At 61.0% G+C, this 21,143-nt stretch carries 15 protein-coding genes; 10 read left to right on the top strand and 5 right to left on the bottom strand.

The genetic code is table 11. From position 1 onward, the window contains the following. Positions 1-122: 122 nt before the first annotated feature. Both DBV08_RS04055 and DBV08_RS04050 read right to left on the bottom strand, forming a co-directional pair. Positions 123-1,007: a bifunctional 2-polyprenyl-6-hydroxyphenol methylase/3-demethylubiquinol 3-O-methyltransferase UbiG gene (locus DBV08_RS04055; protein ID WP_124566615.1), complete on the bottom strand. Its 885-nt coding sequence runs from the start codon at positions 1,005-1,007 to the stop codon at positions 123-125. Further along, the gene (locus DBV08_RS04050; protein ID WP_260395289.1) at positions 1,004-4,567 is read right to left on the bottom strand and encodes an amino acid adenylation domain-containing protein; all 3,564 of its coding nucleotides are present in this window, start codon (positions 4,565-4,567) and stop codon (positions 1,004-1,006) included. Before DBV08_RS04050 ends, DBV08_RS04055 begins: the two co-directional genes overlap by 4 nt. 203 nt (positions 4,568-4,770) lie before the next feature. Between DBV08_RS04050 and DBV08_RS04045 the strand changes: the two genes are divergently transcribed. From DBV08_RS04045 to DBV08_RS04005, 9 genes are read left to right on the top strand one after another with little or no spacing between them, the layout of a single operon-like run. After that, positions 4,771-6,438 (top strand): (2,3-dihydroxybenzoyl)adenylate synthase, encoded by a 1,668-nt coding sequence (locus DBV08_RS04045; RefSeq protein ID WP_260395288.1) that lies wholly within the window; start codon positions 4,771-4,773, stop codon positions 6,436-6,438. Next, on the top strand, positions 6,435-7,985 hold the full coding sequence (locus DBV08_RS04040; RefSeq protein ID WP_124566612.1) for an AMP-binding protein: 1,551 nt from the start codon (positions 6,435-6,437) through the stop codon (positions 7,983-7,985). The genes DBV08_RS04045 and DBV08_RS04040 overlap by 4 nt, the downstream gene beginning before the upstream one ends. Next, the gene (locus DBV08_RS04035; protein WP_124566611.1) at positions 7,982-8,269 is read left to right on the top strand and encodes a phosphopantetheine-binding protein; all 288 of its coding nucleotides are present in this window, start codon (positions 7,982-7,984) and stop codon (positions 8,267-8,269) included. The genes DBV08_RS04040 and DBV08_RS04035 overlap by 4 nt, the downstream gene beginning before the upstream one ends. Beyond that, positions 8,266-9,423, top strand: a complete 1,158-nt coding sequence (locus tag DBV08_RS04030; protein ID WP_124566610.1) for an acyl-CoA dehydrogenase family protein — start codon at positions 8,266-8,268, stop codon at positions 9,421-9,423. Before DBV08_RS04035 ends, DBV08_RS04030 begins: the two co-directional genes overlap by 4 nt. A 1-nt stretch (position 9,424) precedes the next feature. Beyond that, complete coding sequence (locus tag DBV08_RS04025; protein WP_124566609.1) at positions 9,425-10,639, top strand: acyl-CoA dehydrogenase family protein; 1,215 nt, start codon at positions 9,425-9,427, stop codon at positions 10,637-10,639. Positions 10,640-10,644: 5 nt separating this feature from the next. Beyond that, complete coding sequence (locus tag DBV08_RS04020) at positions 10,645-11,418, top strand: alpha/beta fold hydrolase (RefSeq protein ID WP_124566608.1); 774 nt, start codon at positions 10,645-10,647, stop codon at positions 11,416-11,418. After that, complete coding sequence (locus DBV08_RS33215; RefSeq protein WP_124566607.1) at positions 11,412-13,181, top strand: ABC transporter ATP-binding protein; 1,770 nt, start codon at positions 11,412-11,414, stop codon at positions 13,179-13,181. Before DBV08_RS04020 ends, DBV08_RS33215 begins: the two co-directional genes overlap by 7 nt. Continuing rightward, positions 13,178-14,950, top strand: coding sequence for an ABC transporter ATP-binding protein (locus tag DBV08_RS04010; RefSeq protein ID WP_124566606.1), 1,773 nt, complete (start codon positions 13,178-13,180; stop codon positions 14,948-14,950). Before DBV08_RS33215 ends, DBV08_RS04010 begins: the two co-directional genes overlap by 4 nt. After that, positions 14,899-16,398, top strand: coding sequence for an MFS transporter (locus DBV08_RS04005; RefSeq protein WP_124566605.1), 1,500 nt, complete (start codon positions 14,899-14,901; stop codon positions 16,396-16,398). The genes DBV08_RS04010 and DBV08_RS04005 overlap by 52 nt, the downstream gene beginning before the upstream one ends. Before the next feature lie 488 nt (positions 16,399-16,886). On the opposite strand, the gene DBV08_RS32730 is transcribed toward DBV08_RS04005, so the two are convergent. Then, positions 16,887-17,177, bottom strand: a complete 291-nt coding sequence (locus DBV08_RS32730; RefSeq protein ID WP_260395285.1) for a hypothetical protein — start codon at positions 17,175-17,177, stop codon at positions 16,887-16,889. Between the two features lie 217 nt (positions 17,178-17,394). Here DBV08_RS32730 and DBV08_RS03995 point away from each other — a divergent pair, with 217 nt between their 5' ends. Next, positions 17,395-17,643 (top strand): hypothetical protein, encoded by a 249-nt coding sequence (locus DBV08_RS03995; protein ID WP_124566604.1) that lies wholly within the window; start codon positions 17,395-17,397, stop codon positions 17,641-17,643. 564 nt (positions 17,644-18,207) lie between these two features. Here DBV08_RS03995 and DBV08_RS03990 read toward each other — a convergent pair. Next, entirely contained in the window at positions 18,208-19,254 is a 1,047-nt protein-coding gene (locus tag DBV08_RS03990; RefSeq protein ID WP_185564430.1) for an alpha/beta hydrolase, read from the bottom strand. A gap of 136 nt (positions 19,255-19,390) precedes the next feature. Further along, the gene (locus DBV08_RS03985; protein WP_124566602.1) at positions 19,391-21,016 is read right to left on the bottom strand and encodes an ABC transporter permease; all 1,626 of its coding nucleotides are present in this window, start codon (positions 21,014-21,016) and stop codon (positions 19,391-19,393) included. Positions 21,017-21,143 lie beyond the last annotated feature (127 nt).

Genomic DNA, 21,143 nt, shown 5'->3' with positions numbered 1-21,143 from the left:
GCGCAACTCCGACGCCGTCGTCGCCGACCGGCAACTCAGCCAGTGCAGCGTTGTGCTCGGGTCTGCGATCAGTCAGACCCCGTTGTGCCAGTGCGCGATTAAGGGCGGCCCGCCGCGATTCATCAAAGGCCACAATCGGGTCCATTCGGACGGCGCGCGATTATCCGGCTGTCTCGAAGAGATGTATCGCCGCGCTCAACCATCAGGGCGATCGCCTCGTCGAGGAAATCGTCGATGTCGGCCCCGAGCGCCGTGATTTGCTGACCCATGCCAGTTCGCTTGACGCGTTCACGGACATCGATCAATGTCATTTTGGGCGCATCCGACACTGGTGGATGCGCGAGATCGTCCACCCGGTCTACGATTTCCAAGCCCGCGGCTTGTAACCGAGCCACGATGTGGTCCGAAGGGTGCCGACGCATCGTGAAGGGGACCTGAACCAACTGCTCGCGCCACCGCGGCCGCTCCGCCACTTCGCGCAAAATCCCGAACTGCCCATCAGGTTGGTCCGCGGCATGACCTGCGTTCCACTGCAGCACCACGTGACCGCCTGGTCGCAGTGCCCCGACAAGTGTGTCCAGGAGCAGGTCGATCTCCCTGACCCAGTGCAACACCCAAGAGGAATGAATCACGTCGAAGGTGCGGGGAGAGAGAATTAGTTCGTTCGCATCCGCCTGGACCACTTCGACACCGGCGGCGGCGCATCGTCGGGCTGTTTCCTCGACCATCGATCTCGAGTAGTCGCAGGCATAAACAGCGTATCCGCGGCCGGCCATTTCGTAGGCAATCTCGCCGGCCCCGCAGCCGATGTCGGCGAACGCGAGCCCACTCGCGTCGAATTGCCCGTTCTGTGTCAGCTTGTCCTGCTCGGCCAGAGCGATTGCTGCGAGAGCTGACCGAACCTGATTGCCGTTGACCGTGGCGTAGTCGGCGGCGGACCAGCCGGTGGGATCGGACACATCGATCGTCGTGGCTGAACTGCCGGATCCGTTGTCAGGGAGTGTCATTCTGCTGCCACCTGCGAGTCGTTGTTGGTCGACACGGAGTCTCGATCGAGTTGCTCGAGTTCCTCCTCGGACATTTCGAGCACTTCTACGAACACTTCGGCGACCGCGCGGATGTGTTCGGCATCAGAGGATGTCGCTTCCAAGTGGGTTGCGAGTGCACGCGGAGTTCTCGCCTTGAAGATGTCGGAGACCGTGATCGATTCGAACTGCAGAACATCTCGGAGCCGTGCGACAAGAGAGGTGGCGAGAACGGAGTCCCCGCCGATATCGAAGAACTCATCGCAGGCACCGACACGGTCGCCTCCGACGACGTCTCCGAACAGCGAAGCCATGGCTTTTTCGAGCGCGGTCTCAGGTGCAACGTAGTCGTTGTTCGAGAGTCGCTGGTGGACTTGACGTGCGATTGCTGCACGATCGATCTTGCCGTTCGAAGTACGGGGGAACTCGTCAACCACTTCGAGAGTCGTCGGGATCATGTAAGTGGGCAGTCGGTCGGCGAGGCTGGCGAGAATCCGGTCCGGAACAGTGGCATCCTGCAGTGCGACAGGGGTGACGGTTGCGGCAAGTCGTCCCGCGATTACGGTGGCGACAGCGTTGTCGATTGTGGGGAGGGACCGCAACGCGGCCTCGATCTCACCGAGTTCGATGCGGAAACCGCGAACCTTCACCTGATCGTCGCGACGTCCGAGAAACTCGATTGTGCCGTCCGGCCAGTATCGAGCCGTGTCGCCGGTGCGGTACCAACGAAGGCCGCCGTATTCGACGAATCGTTCGGCGGTGCGCTCGTCATCGCCGCGGTACCCAGCAGCAAGGCCCGCGCCGCCAATCCACAGCTCGCCACTGACCCAGTCGGGGCAATCCTGCCCTCGATCGTTGACAATCCGCGCCGCAACCCCGGCAAAGGGCTTTCCGAACGGAATCGAATGCCATCGGGGATCGATGTTTGCGCCGTCGACTTCACATACGGTGTGGTGAATCGCTGTCTCGGTCGCGCCACCGAGACCGGCGAGCCGCGCTTGCGGCGCTGCCTCATGCATTCGGCGAAGCAACTCTGGGCGGACCCAGTCACCGCCGAGGATGACCACTCGAACCGATTTCGACCAGCCTGGTAGCTGAGTTCCGCCGGCCAGAACGACATCGAGCACAGCAGGCACGCAATACAACTGCGTGACTTGGTGTCGGCCGATCAATTCCGCGGCGGCGTGGCCGTCGCGGCGAACCTCTTCAGTGACGGCTACGGTGGATCCCCCGACCGCGAATAGCCCAAGCGTTTCCTGTACCGATAGATCAAACTCTAGGGCGGACAGCGCGATTGAACGGTCAGTCGCATTGAGATCGAACATACGGTTCATGGCGGCGAGGGTGTTGGACACCGCCGCGTGGGGAAGCTCGACGCCCTTCGGGTCGCCGGTTGATCCCGAGGTGAACATCACGTACGCAAGCGCATCCGGATCGGGGAAAACTGGTGTGACCGGGGTCTGGCTCCGGCCGAGCTGTTCGAGCTCGTCAATGCTCATGCGGACTGGAACGTCAGCGCCGTCCAGGGCGGACCCAGCAATCTCGAGTGCGGCGCCAGCGATGTCGTACATCCGACGGATTCGAGCCGGAGGTTGATCGTGGCCGATGGGGAGGTAGGCAGCCCCTGTCGCGAGGATCGCGAGCACTGCCACGATCTGATCGGCTCCCTTGGGTAGTCGGATGGCCACAACGTCGCCGGTGCCGATACCACGCTCACGGAGTCCGGAGCTGATGGTCAAGGCCTGTTCGGCGACCTCGGCATAAGAGTGGGAGACGTCGTGTTCGTCGACAATTGCGATCGCGTCGGGGTTCAGGTCCACATTGCGGAAGAATCCCTCGTGGATAACCAGATCGCCCTGCGCCCGGTCATCTGGGCCGGTATTCGTGTGCTCTCTGACGGCTATCTGTTCCGGCGGTGTCGGTTCATTGAGCGTGAAGTTCCAATCGGCGTTATCGCCGACCAGGCGGTCAATCACGTCACGATGACGGGTGAACATCGCGTCCATAACGCCCGGAGGGAATGCCTGTTCTCGAACGTCCCAATTGGTCAGCAGGCCGCCGTCGAGTTCGACGACCTGTGCATCGAGGACGACCTGCGGTCCTTGAGACACAATCCATGTCGGCCGGCCAAACTCCTCGGTCACGCTGGGGCGGAACAACTCTCCGAGATCGAGACCACTTGTGTAGACGACCGGGGCGAGTAGTTGACCCCCGCGGTGGCGCCCCAGATCCCGCAACACATCAAGCCCTGGATATGCCGAATGCGACGCGTATGTGTGCAACCGACGTTGGAGATCGCGGATCAGTTCCAAGAAGTTCTGATGTGATCCATCCACTGCGAGCATGATGGAACTTGAGAAGTCACCGCTGAGTAGTTCGACATCGGAGTGAGTAGGTTCGCGGTCGAACAGCGGAACATTGAGTAGAAACTCTCGATCACGGGACCATCCGCTGACGATGTGTGCGAAAACCGCTGCCAAGACGACTGCCGGAGTAACCCCGTACCGATGTGATCGTTCGATCAGCGTCTGTTTCGCTGCCGCGTCGATCCAGTGATTGCAGCGGATGGTGTGATGCGGATTTTCACGTTCGTGTTCTGGCACGATGGGGAGTGTCGGGGGGTCGGGCAACTCGTCGAGATGTTCACTCCACCACTGTCGGTCCCGCTCACGTACCGCACCGGTGAGCGCAGGTTTGTCTGCTAGGTAGCGCCGATACGAGTAGTCGATGGGTGGTAGATATTCCTTGTTGCCACGGTAGATCTCGGCAAGGTCGGCCATCAGGATGCGATAGCTCAGAGCATCCGCAGCGAGCATGTCAATATCGACATGTAGCCGATGCTTCCCGTCCGGCAACAACGTCAGCGTGAAGTCCGCGACCTTTCCCACATCTGCGGGCATTCGCTGGTGAGTCTTTTTCTCGCGCAGGCACTCGAGTTCCAGGGCAACTGTGTCCGCATTTTTCTTGCGAAGGTCGACGACGGTGAAGATCTCGGACTCTGCGTGCGTCGGCACCCGTTGGTATCCGTCGTCATCGAACACCGAACGAAGCATCACATGACGCTCCACGAGAGCAGCAACTGCCGTACGCATGCGATCCGGGTCGACCGACTCTGACCCTGCGCCCGGGCCGTCGAACTCGGCGTAGAGGTGAGCTGCGACCCCGCCGAGCTTTTGGTCATCGCGGCGCCCGATCCAGTAGGCGTGTTGCATAGTCGCCAACTTGAATCGCTCGTGATCGTCGGCTGTGGGGGAGCTTTCGACGTCCGGGGTCGCGGAGTCGTCGGGGCGGGACGAGGTGTCGTCGGTGATGCGAACCCGCGACTGCAGTAGGTCGTGCCACGCCTTGATAGTGGGGTCGAGTGCGAAGTCGGCGAAGACCACTTCGATGCCATTACGTCGCAACTCGGCTGCCAAGTTGATCATCTGAATCGACTGCAAACCACACTCGATCAGGTTGTCCTCGAGCCCAACTTCGGCCACAGGCAAATCGAGCATTGCCGCAGCAGTCTCGCGTAGCTCGGTCAGAGTCGGCACGCTCACACTCATCGCTCCTCGTAGGCGGGGGTGGGCGCGGCGGTTGTCATGCAACTCGTCGCCGATCACCCACAGGGAAGGTCTTGACTCTTGGTTAGCAAAGCCTAAGCTCAGTCAACGTAGAGCGAACCGGACGGTCATGTCAACGGCTACGAGGTCAATAGCTTTCGTGTTCGTCGACCACAAACATGCGACGGAGGGGCAATCGAGTGAACGAGGCAGCGGCCAAATGGCCCGAAGATTTCGCTGAGCGATATCGGGCCGAGGGATATTGGCAAGGAACGACTTTCAGCGATTTCTTACGTGAACGAGCGCATAACTTCGGAGACACAACCGCCATCGTCGACGGCGTCAACCGCACAAGCTATGCGCAACTGAACCGCCAGGCCAGTGCGCTCGCGGGCGGGTTGCGCGAACTCGGCATTGAACAAGGTGACCGTGTCATCATTCAGCTGCCCAATTGCGGAGAGTTCGTCACCGTTTGGTTTGCGCTTCAGCGACTCGGCGCAATCCCGGTGCATGCTCAGCCCGGACATCGGCGTGCGGAGATCGCACATCTAGCACGAATGACCGAGGCCGTCGCCTACGTAACCACCGATCTGATCGGCGGATTCGACCACCGTGCGCTCGCCGCCGGGGTTGCGGATTCCTACCCGTCGATTCGAGCCGTTCTGGTGGTTGGCGATCTCGGCGAATACAGGGGGGATTCCCGATTTTTCTCTTTTGCCAGTGTCACCCACGGCGATGAGACCGGAGGCCTGACAGGTCACCTGGTGACAGGTTCGGTGTCCTCGTCCGATGTCGCTCTACTGCTGTTGTCGGGGGGTACGACCGGGATGCCCAAGCTGATCGCGCGCACGCATGACGACTATCTGTACAACTCGCGAGCCGCCGGCGAGAGGTCTCGACTGGACCCGTCGAGCATCTACCTCGCCGTACTGCCCATCGCATTCAACTTCACCTGGAACTGCCCAGGCATCCTCGGCACTTTCTACGCAGGCGGGACGGTCGTGTTATCCCAATCGCCTGATCCCGCGCACTGTTTCGAGCTGATCGAACGTGAACGGGTCACCATGACGGCGATCAATCCACAGTTGGCGCCTGCCTGGCTTGCCGAAAAGAGCTTCACTAACCGCGACTTGTCATCGTTGGAGATCCTCGAAATTGGTTCTGCGCGTTTGTCCGATCACACGGCCAGAGAGATCGTTGCGAACTTCGACTGCAAACTCCAGCAGATCCTCGGAATGTCTGAGGGGCTTTTCTGTGCCAACCATCTCGATGATGACGTCGATATCCTCTGCAGCGCACAGGGAGTCCCAGTGTCACCGGCCGACGAGGTCCGGGTCGTCGACGAGAACGGCCGCGAAGTTCCCAACGGTGAGGCCGGTGAATTGACCACTCGCGGGCCGTACACCCTGCGAGGCTATTGGGGTGCGGCGGAACTCAATGACACCGCGTTTACCCCAGACGGATTCTATCGGACCGGGGACCTTGTCCGACAAAGCGATTCGGGTCACCTCACGGTTGTCGGTCGCATCAAGGAACAAATCAACCGCGGCGGGGAAAAGATCGCCCCGGCCGAGGTCGAAGGCCACCTAATCGCGCACCCGACGATAGAGACCGTCGCTGTGATCGGACTACCCGATAACACGCTGGGCGAACGCACCGTGGCAGTCGTGGTCACCGACGGCAGGGCTGCGCCAACCCGTCGCGAACTCTCTGTGTTCCTCGCCGAAGCTGGGCTGGCGGCGTACAAGAGCCCGGATCGCGTGGTGCGCGTCGACACCATGCCGCTCACCCCACTCGGCAAGATCGACAAGGGCGCGGTCCGCCGGCTACTGGAAGCTGATACTGCGGCCGCAGTCGTGAGCCGATGACCGCGCCCCGGCTAGCGGACTTCCTCAGTAGATCGGCGCGCACGGCACCGACCAGGGCGGCCATCGTCGCCGACGGCAACTCCCTCAACTATGCCGAATTACTCCGGCGCGTCAGCGACGTAGCTGGTGCCCTCACCACTGGTGGAGTTGAGCGTGGGTGCCGTGTCGGCGTCTACTTGCCGCGATCGATCGACGCCATCGTGGTAGTTCACGCCGCAGTCCGAGTCGAGGCGGTCGTCGCACCACTTGACGTTCGAGATCCGGCCACGCGGACCGCGACCCTAGTGTCTGGCGCGGCCCTCGCCTGCATCGTCACTGATGCTGCCCATCTCCCGTCCCTGCGGGATGTGGGTGTCGACTGGCCCGCGGTCAAGGTTGGTTCACTCCTGTTGGCCGTCGACCCGGACGCCCCAGCCCCCGATGCCGAGGATGGATATCTACTTTTCACCTCCGGGAGCACAGGCGTCCCCAAGGGGGTGTTGCTGTCGACCGCCGCAGTCGCCAATTTCGCAGCAGCCGCCGTGGAGGCTTTCGGACTCACCTCGGTCGATCGAGTTGCCGCGCAGTCCGCACTGACATTCGATCTGAGCACGTTCGATATTTTCTCGGTAGCCGCCGCTGGTGCTGCTCACGTCCTAGTCCCCGACTTTCTCAAATCATTTCCTCAGGATCTCGTGGAATGGCTCGGGGACGAGCGGATCACCACGATATATGCGGTCCCCACGCTGTTGCGGTCAATCACCGATGCAATAGCCAGCCCCAGCGGCGTGCAGGCCGATGCGGGTCATACGGCGCTACCAGCGTTGCGCACCATCGCTTTTGCCGGAGAGCCGTACCCCGAGCGATCCCTCGCCGAACTGTTGACACTGTTCGGCACCGCACGACTGCTCAACCTCTACGGTCCCACCGAGACAAACGTGTGCACTATCGAGTTGATTGCTGCGAATTGGACTCCGGATCATCGACTGTCGATCGGGCTTCCCTGCGCTGGTCTGGACGTTTGCCTTGTTGACGACGACCTCACGCCCACTGACGGAAAAGGGGAACTGGTTGTCGCTGGACCGTCGCTACTTCGGGGGTATCTGATCGATGGGATTCTGCATGACCCAACCACCTCTATTATGTTCCCGGACAGGGTAACTCGCCGCTCCTATCGTACGGGCGATATCGCCTCGCGGGGCGCTGACGGGCGGTTCTACCTGCACGGCCGACGGGACGCCCAGATCAAGAGACGTGGCTATCGAATCGATTTGGCGGGAATCGACACCCTGGTCGGCGAGGTGAACGGGGTGCGCGCTTGTGTCACTGTTCCCACTGGACCCGATAACCAAGTGGTGCTGTTTGTTGAACCAACCAGTGACGGAGAGGTAACCGTGCTGTCCGATGTACGGACCGCCCTGCACCGATCGCTACCCGTGCCGCATTTGCCCGATCGAATCACCCTAATGACATCGATTCCACGGAATTCCCGAGGGAAGATCGACCTACACCAGGTCCGGTCCCTCGCTAACGACATCGACACCCAACGAGAGGACACCATCGCATGAGCTCTAACATCGACAGCCCCTCCGCTCCGAGCCTCGACGCAGTGTGCACCGTAATTGCCCAGGCCGTGAGGTCACCGGGAGCGGAGCCGACAGTTGTGGGCGCTGATACCGAACTGTTGCTCACCGGGCTCCTGGACTCGCTGACCGTGGTGAAGATCGTTGCGGAACTGGAGCGGCTGGTCGGTGGCGAACTGCCGCAAAGCCTTGCCGTGGCACGAAACTTCCGGACTCCTGCGAGTCTGCATGCGGCGCTGACTCGTGAACTGACGGAGAGCACACGATGACCCGGGGAACAGCAGTTGACGTGGACCATTCGGCGCTTACCCGCGAGACCGCCACTCTCGCTGCAAAACTCGCACCGGAGATCGCCGAGCTGCCCATTCGGGCAGCCTGGCGCCGACTGGTTGCGCTCCCCCCCGTCGCTGCGATGATGCGTGACTCCTTGCAAACTGAGCGCCCCCAAGGATCCATCATCGCCGCCGTCGCCGTCATCGAAGGGCTCGGCCGCGGGGGAATTGAACCGGGCCTGTGCTACGCGTTGACATCGCAGCTGTTCGGCATTCAATGGCCGCTCAGCAACCTCCGCGCGCTTACTGACGACCAACGCGCCGGAATCCTGGACGGTTCGATTATGCTGTGCCATGCCCTGACCGAAGAAACAGGGGGCAGTGACCCATTGTCGATGGGCACCAGTGCGGAGCCCCATACCAACGATACGTATGTACTCAGAGGCCGTAAGGCCTACGTCACGGCAGCACCAGTTGCTGACCTAGCCCTCGTATTTGCACGAACTAGTCCAGGCCGGCACCCTTTCGCGCTCACCGCGTTCCTGATTCCCACCGATACCGCCGGCATCGTCCGAAGCGAGCCTTTCGCTAAGCGAGCACTACCTGCGGTGCCGATGGGAGCACTCGACTTCACCGATGTGGTCGTTCGTGCGGATGAGACGGTAACCGCCGAGGGAGCTGGGCTCGCATTCCTATCTGTCACCACGACATGGGAGCGCGCGCTGTTGATGAGCTACGCCATCGGAGTTATGCATAACGTCCTCGACCGTGCCACTGCGTGGGTGACCACACGACGGCACTTCGACCGTCCGATGGGAGCCAGTCCGCTCACCGCGGCGCGCATTGCAGACATGGCGGTGTTGGCTCATCGCGTGCGAGCCTTGGTAACCAACATTGCGGCAAGACTCGACGCCGGAACCAGAGCCAGTGCGCTCACCACCGAGGCAGCGATGGTGAAGATCTCTTGTGCGCAGGACTTGCTGGAATTCGAGACCCTCGCCGGCCAATTATTCGGTGCCCGTTCGGTTATAGCCGATTCAGGTTTTGCTGTGGACCTGCCCGGAGCGCTCGCGTCGTCGATCTACGCGGGAAGCAACGATCTGCTGCGGATTGCCATTGCCCGAGAGCTGTCCTTACCGGTGGAGAACTGATATGCCGAACCCGACAGACTTGGAAGACCGTAGCAAGTCATCAGTCGAATCCGATAGCGGACTTCACGCCGCACGAGCACAGGTTGGGCGGATAGGTCCACGTCTGGCCGAACTCGCCGACGCTGTAGATCGCGGCCAGACCAATCCCAAAGCGGCGTACCAACTGATCGCAGAGACCGATTTGTCGGCTGTATTGGTACCCGTTGCAGATGGCGGATACGGGCTTGATTTCGCCGACTACACACTGTTGCTGGCCGACCTTGCCCGGTACAACGGGGCCGCCGCGCTGGGCTTCAATATGCACAACGTCGCGATAGGTAACCTCTTCGATTCGGAGGCGGGTGGTCTCTCTGCCGACTCCGCACGCTTCCACGACTGGGTCGTGAGCGAGGTAGTACGAGGTGCGCTTTTCGCGTCCGCATCTTCGGAACCGGGCAACGGAGCTCGTCTGCGAGGGCTGTCTACGACCTACCGGAGAGAGGGGGACAACTACGTCATCGACGGCCACAAGTCGTTCGTTTCGCTTGCCGGAGTTGCTGACTACTACGTTGTCTCGGCCAGGCCTGCCGACACCGACTCGGACTTCGAAGTATCGCATTTCGTCGTCAAAAAAGACGATCCGGGCGTGGAGTTCACGTCCGACTGGGGCGGCAGTGCGTTGCGCGGCACTTCGACAGCACAAATGCTGCTCAATGGAACCATCGTTCCGCAGGAACGGCTCTACCTCGGCGTCGAGGGGATGTCGCTGTTCAAGGCAATCCGCGATCCGCACTGGATGGCAGCAGGATACCTGGGGGCCTACCTGGGACTCGCCACCGCGATTGTCGATTTTGTCGCCGACCATCTAGCTCGCGATACCCGACGGCGCACCGACATCGCTCTCACACAACAATTCGGCACCATGATTGTCACGTTCGAAGCGACTCGATCGTTGGCGTATCGGGCAGCACAAGCAGTGGCCGAGCGTACCGAGGACGCGAACGCCATGATCTATGCCGCAAAGCACCATCTGGGTACCAGTGCACAAGCTCTCGCGAGCGATGCCGTCCAGGTGACAGGTTCGACGTCGATGGCCTTCACCGCGCCGATGCAGCGACTGCTCCGCGAAGTGCAGTTCTGCTCGATCATGCCAGCCACCCCGAGTGCCTGCCTCGACTACGTAGCGCGGGCGCGACTGGGAGACAACATGCTTGACGTGCGAACCCAGGCTTGGTGAGGTCTATGCCCACCATCGACCACCCGTACGGTGACATCGAGTATCAGCGCTATCCAGGTAATGAGGCGCTGCCTACAGCGGTGTTCCTGCATGAGGGCCTTGGTTCCATCGCGCAATGGGGACGACTCCCGGCGCTGTTCTCCAAGCTCACATCAATGCCTGCGCTTGTCTACTCCCGACACGGCTACGGAGGGTCTGGGGGAACACGAGAGCGCTCAGTCGACTATCTTCACCACGAAGCCCTTGAAGTCCTTCCCTCGGTGTTGGACGCGCTCTCGATCTCCCTTGGCCCGGTCCTTGTCGGACACAGCGACGGTGCCACCATCGCTGCAATCTATGCCGCTACGCACGCCGTGACCGCTGCGATATTAATCGCTCCCCACATAGTGGTCGAGGAATGCACCCTCGACGGAATTCGCACTGCCCAAGAGAGATTCGATGACAACATCGCGGCTTCGCTCGCCCCGTTCCACGACGACCCGGCAGAGTTGTTCGCTCATTGGGCTGATGTCTGGCTCTCCCCGCAATTTCGGAGCTTCGACGTGACCCCACTTCTGCCCTCGATCACTGACCCTGTGCTGGTTATGCAGGGGGAAGCGGACAACTTCGGTTCATTGCGTCAGGTGGATCTGGTGCAGCAGCACGTGAGCGGCCCGGTTCGGACCGTCGTCCTTGCAGGCATCGCACATCATCCGCACCTAGAAACCCTGGAGGAGACATCCGAACACCTCAGCAAGTTCGCCACGGAGGTAACCTCCGGACACGGATATCCATGTTGAGAAGATTCGACGCGGTTCCTATTGTGGACCGGACCGCCCTGCGTCGACTCAGCGCTCCCGCTGCCAGTTACACGCGTGTCGCGACAGTTCTGCAAGTTATCGCGTCCGCACTGTCGGTGGTACCCCTGTTCGGGATCTGGCTGATAGCCGATGCGGCGTTCGAGGCGCACTTCGCTGGCACCGAGGCAAGGGGCCGAATCTATATGGGTATCGGACTCGTGTGCGGAGCGGCGATCGTGGGGTTTCTCCTGACTTCGTGCGCATACTATGCGACCCACACTGCTGATCTGCGGGTGCGCCGGTCGGTTCGCAGTTCGGTCGCTGATCACCTCGGGCGACTCCCGTTGGGCTGGTTCGATTCCGGCGCTTCCGAAAAGGCGCTCGCGACGTTAGGAGAGGATGTCGAGGCCCTGCACTCAGCGGTCGCACACGGACGCCTAGAACTCATCCAATCTTTCGTAGCACCAGTCATTGCGGTGGCGTGGTTGCTGACTGTGGACTGGAGACTAACACTGATCATGCTGATTCCGATCGGAGTCCACTATATCGTTCAGCAACGAATCATTCTGCGGGCACAGTCTTTCCAAGCCCAACAGGGCGCTGCGATATCGGCTCTCGTGTCTGCTGCGAACGAGGAAATGCGTGACGCGGTCACCCTGCGAATCACAAGTGCTGCGACGACCGGTGCCACCCGACTGCTTACCGCGCAGAGGAAGCTCCACCAAATCATTGTTGACTCGCACCTGGAACAGGAGTCACGCGGATCCAAGATTGCGGCTCTCACAGACCCGGTTTTTGGGCTCTTTGTCGCGCTCTTTGCAGGGTATTGGCTCATACAGGACACCCCGAGACCGCCAACAGATCTAGTGCCGTTCGTCGTCGCATCCGTCATCGTGGCCGCGGCACCGTCTGCGATCACTCTGGCGCGCTGGGGTATTGTCTCGGCAGCAACGGCAGCTACCCGCATTGAAGGTATTCTTGCCGTGATCCCGCTCTCGGTTTCTGATCGTCCGCTCCGGCCAGCCGGCGATGAAATTCAGCTCACCTCAGTCACTTTCGGGTACGGGGTGGACCCGGTACTCTCCGATATCACGTTGGGGATAGAGCAGGGATCGTTCACGGCCATCGTCGGACCATCCGGATCGGGAAAATCCACTATCTGCTCGCTGATTGGCCGTCACCACGATGTCACACAAGGGCAAGTGACCATCGGCGGTGTCGATGTCCGAGAGATCGACCCCGCACATCTCAACCGCACAGTCGCGCTCTTGCCGCAACAGGCCGTACTGCTACGTACCACCGTGCGAGACAACATCCGACTCGCACACCCGGACTCCGACGATGCAGTGGTCGTCGCAGCAGCACGCACCGCCAACATTCACGACCGTATCCTGGCGCTGCCGCAAGGTTATGACACTGTGGTCGGCGACGACATCACTTTGTCCTCCGGGGAGTGCCAGCGCATTGCGATCGCGCGTGCGTTGGTGTCAAATCCGCGCATTCTGATACTCGACGAACCGACTGCACATGTCGATCCTGAATCGGCCATTGAAATCCACGCCGCGCTAGGCGAGATCGTCCGTGACCGCACCGTCATACTCATCGCACATCAACTCGACTCAGTCGTCGGCGCCGATCGAATTGTTGTGGTCGAAACCGGCAACATCACAGCCACAGGAACACATTCCGAATTGATCGAAACTCCGGGCGTATACCGAGAAATGTGGGAGGCTGCCCCGCAGCCGGGGAGGCAGCCAGCATGATTGGACAATTGCTTGCGGTTCTTGACCGCGACACCGTTCGCGGGTATCGCGCGCAGATCCGGCGCAGCGTGGCCTACGCCGTACTGGAAGGCCTGGCTGTAGGTCTCACATTGCCGACCCTAGCGGCCATCATCGGGGGTGATTCCGAAGCCTCCACACGATGGCTAATCTTGCTCGCTCTCGCCACCGCCTTGGCTCTCGCAGCGCACGCGTGGACCGTCCAGAAAGGCACGCGAGCAACATTCGATGCCATGGCGGCGGTCCAGGTTCTCGAAATCGAACACCTGCGCACACTCCCGCTCGATTGGTTCACTCCATCACGTAATGCCGAAGTTCTTACACTGTTGTGGCCCGGCGCTATCAGCACTACTCGAAACATTCTGCTGAACCTGGCCGCGCTTGCGCGCGGGATAGTCACTCCCGTGATAGTCGTCGTCTTCGCCGCGCTCGTCAGCCCCACAGCAGCTGTTGTCATGGGGATGTCAATCCCGTTGCTCTACCTTGTGCATCGTGTCACCACACGTCATCTAGAGGCTGCTGAGCACGTCGACCATGCGGCTAATACCGAAGCGACTGCGCGCATCATCGAGTACGCCGAATCGCAAACGACGTTGCGGTCCGCAGACCGGAACAACCTGGGGATGGCGCTACTGACCAGTGCGCTCGACGACCTCGACAAGACAGCTAGGCGTGGTGTCAGGTCGGAGATCGCGGCGCGGACGGGGTTTGGCACCGCCGTGAACATCGCAGTTGCTGCGATCGTCTTGGTAGTGGGGATCAGACTGCTCGATAACCCGACTGATATCGCCACCCTTATTGCGCTGTCAACGCTCGCGCTGCGGTTCGCCGAACCCGTCATGACTGTTGCCGCTGTCGCTCGCATGTTGCGCACTTCCTCTGCGACGGTGACACGTACGGTCGACTTTCTGACAACCCCCTCCCTGTCGGAACCCGTTGAGCCGCAAACTTTGCCGGAGGGAGAAGCGCTGTCGATACAAATCGATGATGTCGACGTCCGCTATGACAGCATTTCGGAACCGGCGCTGTCGGCGGTTAACTTCGATGTCCCCCTCGGATCAACGGTGGCGATAGTCGGCGCATCCGGCGCAGGCAAGAGCACACTGCTGCGACTGATTCCCCGCTTCGCCGACCCCACCACCGGGGCGGTACGGATTGGTGGAGTCGACGTACGCGATATCAGCAGCGCTGACTTGCACACCCGCATCGGCGTGATCATGCCGGAGGTCGTGTTGCTTGACAGAACCATCCGAGACAACGTCACCGCTAACCGGCCTGACGCAAACCAGGACGAACTTGATCGTGTGGCCACGCTGTCCGGTCTCGACGAAGTCATCGCACGCATACCGGGTGGGTGGAATGCCCAGGTCGGTCCGCGGGGCACCAACCTTTCGGGCGGCGAACGACAGCGGGTTCAGATCGCTCGAGTCGCGCTGCAGAACCCATCGATCGTAATCCTTGACGAAGCCACCGCTGCCCTCGATCCACTGTCCGAACGAATCGTTCAGAAGTGGGTGAGCAACCTTCACGGACGATGCACCGTCGTGATAGTCGCACACCGATTACACACGATCGCTACCGCCGATTACGTGGTCGTGCTGGAGGGCGGGGAAGTCATCGAATCAGGAACTCCCGCCGACCTCGCAGAGGCAGGAGGGCAATTCCACCGCATGATTAACACGCGGACCGACACTTCACAATGGCGATCAACGACTCAGGTTCGCCTCCCACACAAGGGAGGAGTGAGATGAGCGAAACATCCGAGCCCACCGCTAGCGACCAAGCCTCAAACATACGAACTCGATTCGACCGGAGACAGGTTCTTGTACTTACGGCCGTCCTCGCTGCAACCGCTATGTTCACGATCGATATGACAATCGTCACCGTGGCACTGCCTGCTATCGGGGAGGACCTTTCCGGCAGTTCTCTTGTCGGTCTGCAATGGGTCATAATCGGTTACACGGTCGCATTCGGCTCCCTGCTGCAGATCAGCGGATCGCTAACCGACGCTGTCGGAGTCAAGCGCATGTTCTTGTACGGGATCGCGGGGTTTGCGGTTGCCTCGCTCATCTGTGGCTTGGCCTCCACCATGCTCATGCTCAACATCGCTCGCGTGATCCAAGGTGTAGGTGCTGCAGTAATGTTTGCCAGCGTCGTGCCCCTGATTGCACGCACTTTCGCGGAAGACACCAGGGCCCGAGCCATCGGAATCTGGTCTGCCGTCCTCGGCGTTGCCGCCGTCCTGGCACCTGTCTTTGGCGGCTTCCTGGTCGATGCCGTCGGTTGGCGATCTATGTTCCTGATCAATATCCCCGTCGGAGTAGTCGCATTTTTCCTGGTGCGATCCTTGCTAGCGCCGGACAATAGGAACCATCGCACTGTCGTCGCAGCTTTCGATCTCGCCGGCGCGGTCCTGCTCGGGTCAGCTCTGCTCAGTATCAATTTGGGCCTGGCGAAAGCCCAGGAAACTGGCTGGAGCGAGCGCACCACCCTGACGGCCTTCGGGCTCGGAGCCCTGTTGCTGGTCGCTTTCGGATTTCGCGAACTCCGGGCACCGGCTCCGATCCTCGACCTGGCGCTGGTGCGGAATCGCACATTTGTCGGTGTATCTCTGCTCGCGCTTCTTAACAGGATCGCCACGGTCGGAGCCACCGTCTACCTGGTTATTCTGCTGCAGAGAGGTTTTGGATACAGCCCATCCCAGACTGGTCTTCTGTTGGTGCCGCTCGGTATAGCGGTCATGGCGGTGTCGCTATGGGCCGGCAACGCACAGTCCAGGTTTGATCCTCGAACTCTTCTTGGCGCGGGATTCGCATTGATGACCGCTGCATCAGTATTGCTGGCATGGCAAATTGGGCAGGAGAAAGACCCACGGTTGCTGCTCCCCGCTACCGTCATCTGGGGTATTGGCAGTGCCCTCGCTAACACCCCGCTCATGGCCGTTACCACTTCGGCAGTGCCGATCGAGCGGGTTGGCATGGCAACCGGCTTAGTCAACAGCTTCTTCCCCATCGGGGCGGGGTTGGGTACTGCAATTTTCGGGATTGTCTTCGCAGCTTCCGTTGGTGGTGATGCCGAGAGCCTCACCCGACTTGATCTAGCGTCAGCGAACGCAACGATCTACACGATTGTGGCTGCGCTCATGCTGGTTGCTGTGTTCATCTCATTCGGAGTCCTTACTCGACGTTCCTCTAGGTGAATCGAAGCCTCCTAACATCACTTTCCCGTATCCAACAGCTGGCCCAGCAGAGGAAACCGGCCTCCGTTTAGAAGTCCAGTGTCTGCGTGAGTTTCATGTCCGATATTGGACGCAGGAGGAAATTCACGATTCCTGGCACGCAGACACACCCCCCCGAGCAGGTCCTCGCGAAGGTCCGGCAAGGCCAGAAAATCCTTACGACGGCTACCCGATGATCGAAGTCGTCACGTAGTCAGCACTGCCGGCTGAGCCCGTAGTAGCGGCAGGTCACGGCTACGCTGCCACTGACTTCCTCGACCTGACGGAGCACAGCAAGTTTGTGTTTTGCCCGTCGCTTGAGCTCTCGTGGTGACATCCCAACCGCATGTGTGCAGGGTTGGTGCAGCGGGCGAAGTCGCATTGATGGCACAGCGCCGCGTCGTCGGTGTTGGACCCGCCCAACTTCGAGATGACGCCGTATTCGATCTGGTGCGCGAGCAAATGGGTCGTCACGGTCCCGCGGCGAGACGGCCCGCGCAGACTCGCCGCCCGGAACGAACCATGCCCGGTCGAGGACACCCACGCTTATCCAGGGCCAGCACTGATCCCCGGCAGCGGCGGTAGTGCTTGGTTTCGAAGCGAGAAACGACGGCGGGATCGTCGAGCCAGGAACGCCACAGACGTTCGGGAATGCGTACGGGTTGGGGCTGCCCGATCAACGTCATCTGGAATGCCGGTTGTACGGGAGTGTTGTCGGGTATACTGGGCAGCGGCGAGGGAGCATCGTTGACGAACGTCATCGCCTGCTCCTGACACTCGATCCGGACTGCTACCCGAGCTGACTGGAGGAGCATGCACCGACAGAATCATGTCTCGCAGTGGCACCGGAAGGACGCCGGTAACAGCTCCAGCGAGTGATATTGGCATCCAGCACACTCAGCCCCCCGCTCTGTCAGAGCGTGCGTCGCTGTGCCCCGAACGCGGTTGCCGCGAAGTTGCTCTGCCAGAATCAGGCAGATGACCGACAAAAACTGCAAAAGCGAAGACGGGACTGCAGTAGGTTCCCGCGTGCGACTCACGGTGTCAGACTCCGATGCCGGTGGCAGCCTGACATGCACGGGTGTGGTGATCGAGGACTACGAGGACATGATCATCGACCGCGGTTCGGTGGGGCGGGACTGGGCTCCGGTGCAGCGGTGGGCGATCGCACTCGATGATGGGCGTCTGATTTTTGCGAACGACGAAGACCTGACGCCCGCAGAATAGGGTTATCGGGAAGCCCGGAACGACATTGCGAAATCCCGGGTCAGGCAACTACGCCACACGCTGCTGCGTGAGGATGATCGGCGGCCGCCACTATCGCCTCAGGCGCCGCCGAGCACTGTTCAAATCAGATCGGACACGGTTGCCCTACCCGCGCTCAGCTCGTTCTTGATCAGTTTCGACCTCACGTCAACTGTCTCGTTGATCAGCGATACAAAGTACATGCTCGGTAATGTTCTCCTGACAAGAATGGTCCATGCAACGCCGTACACGCCCTGCGTTGGTACGTACCCGTTCTCGGCGTCCTCGTGTCTGCGTTCGGCCACGAGTTCGATCCGAGCCGCCTGGACACCTGAACGGAGTCGGAGGCGAAAGAAATGGTCCGACGCATGCGCGTCGGGGCATCTGCGTTGGCGGAATGTACAGGTAAAAGGCCAGGTAGGGTGTCTCTACGTCTGTGATCGGTTCGAGTGGCGCCGAGACACAAGGGGGCAGTCCGAACGCACGGATCGCTAGAGGTGCGCAACGTGCCGCTCCCGGAACGGGATGTTCTGTGGCGTTGACCGGCTAGCGCTGCGCGACCGACGACATCCACTGGCTCAGTGCCTGCGTGAACTGGCCTGAGAGGGGCACTGGCGCCATCGTGTCCCATTGCCCGGGTGCAAGTACACCGATGTCGCCGAGTCCGTGGTTCGCGGTCGTCAGCTGCAGGAAGGTGGTTGCTTCGGGTGAGGCTGCCGAGTGCAAACGGTGGACTTGGTCGCAGCTGACGTTGAGATCCTTCTCGGAGCACGTGATCAGGACAGGTGTGGAAGGCGACAGGGCTGCGGCGAGCTCGGCCGGATCGTAGCGGTCGGCCTCGGAGAGGAAGCGGGCGTTGGGGGGGACGAATCCGACAGTTTCGAGTAGCGGATCCTGGTCGGCGGGGATGGTGCCGCTCTCTCGTAGGGACTGCACTGTGCGAGCGAGACTGTCGCGTGTGGCGTCAGCGTCGGTCTCCGAGAGTTGCCCTCCCTGCACAGTGCGGTCGAGGCTTGCATTGATCTGGTGCGAGAGCAGATCAAGGTATCGCTGCGAGAGAGGTTGCAGCAGGCCGAGTCCCGCGAGCGGCAGCGCAGTGCGCTGTTGCAGGGTGAGTGCGGTCAGGGCGCCTTCGCTGTGCCCGAGTACGACCGTGCGCGTGGCAGGTGTGGAGGTGAGGTCGCCGAGCAAGTCGAGCGCGCTGTGAGCGTCTTCGACTTGCATGTCGAAGCCGTAGTCGAAAGCGTCCGGCGACTTACCTGAAAGGCCTGTGCGCCCGGATCCGAACTTGTCGAACCGAAGGCTCGGAATCCGCTGTGCTGCAAGTGCGTCTGCCACGTGCGCGAGAGTATTCGGGAAGACCGTCGCGTTCTCCTGATTGCCGTTGCGGTCGGTCGGACCGCTTCCCGGCAGAAGCAGCACAGCGAGATCAGCATGCTCGACGCCCGAGGGTGACCTCAGGCTCCCGTAAAACGTGATCCCGCGAGATTCGAAGGTCACCTCGCTGTCGATACCCGCGGGCGTCTCGATCGATCCCGTCGCCGACGAACCCGTAGGTAGCGCCGGAAGTGCCTGTGTTGCAGGAGCACCCATGATGGAAAGACTCGTCAGAAGGGCGAGTGAGGAGACAGCGATCGAGACGCGGCGGCAAACGGTGAACATGCTTTGTAACCGTACCGGTCGGCTTGGAGTTGTTGCCAACGTGGCCCCTGCGGGTTGTACCGGGCGGCTATGTTGTCGTGACGGCGAACAGGATCCGGTCCGGCTCGCGTTGCATACGGGTGATCGCGACGCGGCCCCCTATCCAAGCACCCAGTGCACCAATCGAAACGGCGACCGGGACGGCGCAGTAGTTCAGTGGGCTCGGTAGCAATGCTCCGAGTAGCACGCCGGGTGCTGTTGTCGCGGCGAAGATGACGATGCCGAGGATGATCAGTCCGAAGGACGAGCCGTTGAAGGACCCGCGGGTGTTGAAGGAGAACGTCTTCTTCATCTCCGGAACCGGGTAGGGGGCTTTGGCGGATATCGCCACTACCAATCCTGCGCCGACCCCGATCATCGAAATGCCGACGGCGATCGGCACGGCCAGTCGGTCGGTCCCGAGGTCCCCGAAGATCCGTACAGCAGCTGTTGCGACGACCACGAAGGGTGTCATCACGATTGCCCACGCGATCTGTCGGCCCCGGACGTCAGCGGCAGCGGCCTCGGGAATCATCACCAGATGCCACATCGATGCGCCGTCGAATCCGTACAGATTCGATCCCGCTGCCATCGCCAGGTAGATCAGGAACCAGGCACCCCATGCGGCGGAGAATGGAATCGATGACGAGATCAGCGGTCCGAAGCCGGAGACCAAGGTCATGATGGCAACGGAGAGCAGTTGCGTTCGTCGGCGCATGTCTCCGTGCCAGAGCGAAAGCTCGCGAGAGATCACGGAGCCCAGACGGGATGCGCGCCAACCGGTTCGAATGTCGCGGCCCTGGTTCTTCAATTGCAAGGAAGTCGCGCCCGCTGATTCTGCGACCTTCCCATTGAAGTAGCGAACGACCAGGTGTTGCCACGACCACAGCAGTGCCAGATCGACCAGCGCCAGCGCGAGGACCGCTCCGGCGGCTAGGAGCCAGGCGCCTCCTGCTGCTGCGTCGACGCTGGTGATTCCCCACGCGAACGGTATCGAATGCGCGACCGTGAGCGGCCACGTGACGTCGCCGCCGACGACCGTGTCGAGGCGGCTCTGGAGCGGAAATTGCAGCAGATACAGTCCGCCGAAGATCGCGCTGAAGGCCAACAACGCCAGTTCGCGACTGCGCCGGCTGTGGAGGAGCTGCGACATCGTCAGCATCGCGACCCGTGAGGTGCCGACCATTAACAGGACCGTTGTGGGCCAGGCGACAATGGCTAGCGGCAGTGCGGCAGGGTGGTGCGTTGCGGCATAGATTGGAATCGCTGCTGCAGCCAACGCGGTGATCGGCACGGTCATACCGACCAGCGACGTCGAGAACAGTGCTCTGGCGAGTCGGACGGGTTCCAGGGGGAGTATTTGGAAATGTCTGGGGTGAAGATTGTCGTCTGACAGACCAGACATGATCGGCATCAAGATCCACATCACGCCGATAGTCGACAGTGCGAGACTGGTTGTGCCGCTGACGAGTTCGGGATAATCACCGTTCGTTCCCGAAGCTCGCAGGCACAGTAGCGTTGCCCCAAGAACCCCGAACAGAGCTGCAATGACCTTGAGTACAGCTCTTCCGCCGGTGAACTGACGTTTGTAGAGGGTCACGCGCATTCGAAGGACAGTGCGCCACACAGAGGCCGACGTGTTCCAGTGTGTCGGTGAAAAGCTGGTGGTGGTCATGCGCGCATCCATGACAGCCCGTCGGGATTGGGACTGCGGCTACCGACAAGGCGAACGAATGCCTCGTCGAGTGTGTTGCCTGCGCGCACCTCGTCGACCGTTCCTGAGGCCACGACGCGACCGTCTG

This window comes from Rhodococcus sp. KBW08 (assembly GCF_003852455.1).
GTDB classification, from domain to species: domain Bacteria; phylum Actinomycetota; class Actinomycetes; order Mycobacteriales; family Mycobacteriaceae; genus Rhodococcus_F; species Rhodococcus_F baikonurensis.
Note: the sequence above shows the minus strand (reverse complement) of the source record. Positions and strands in the feature narration are given on the sequence as shown.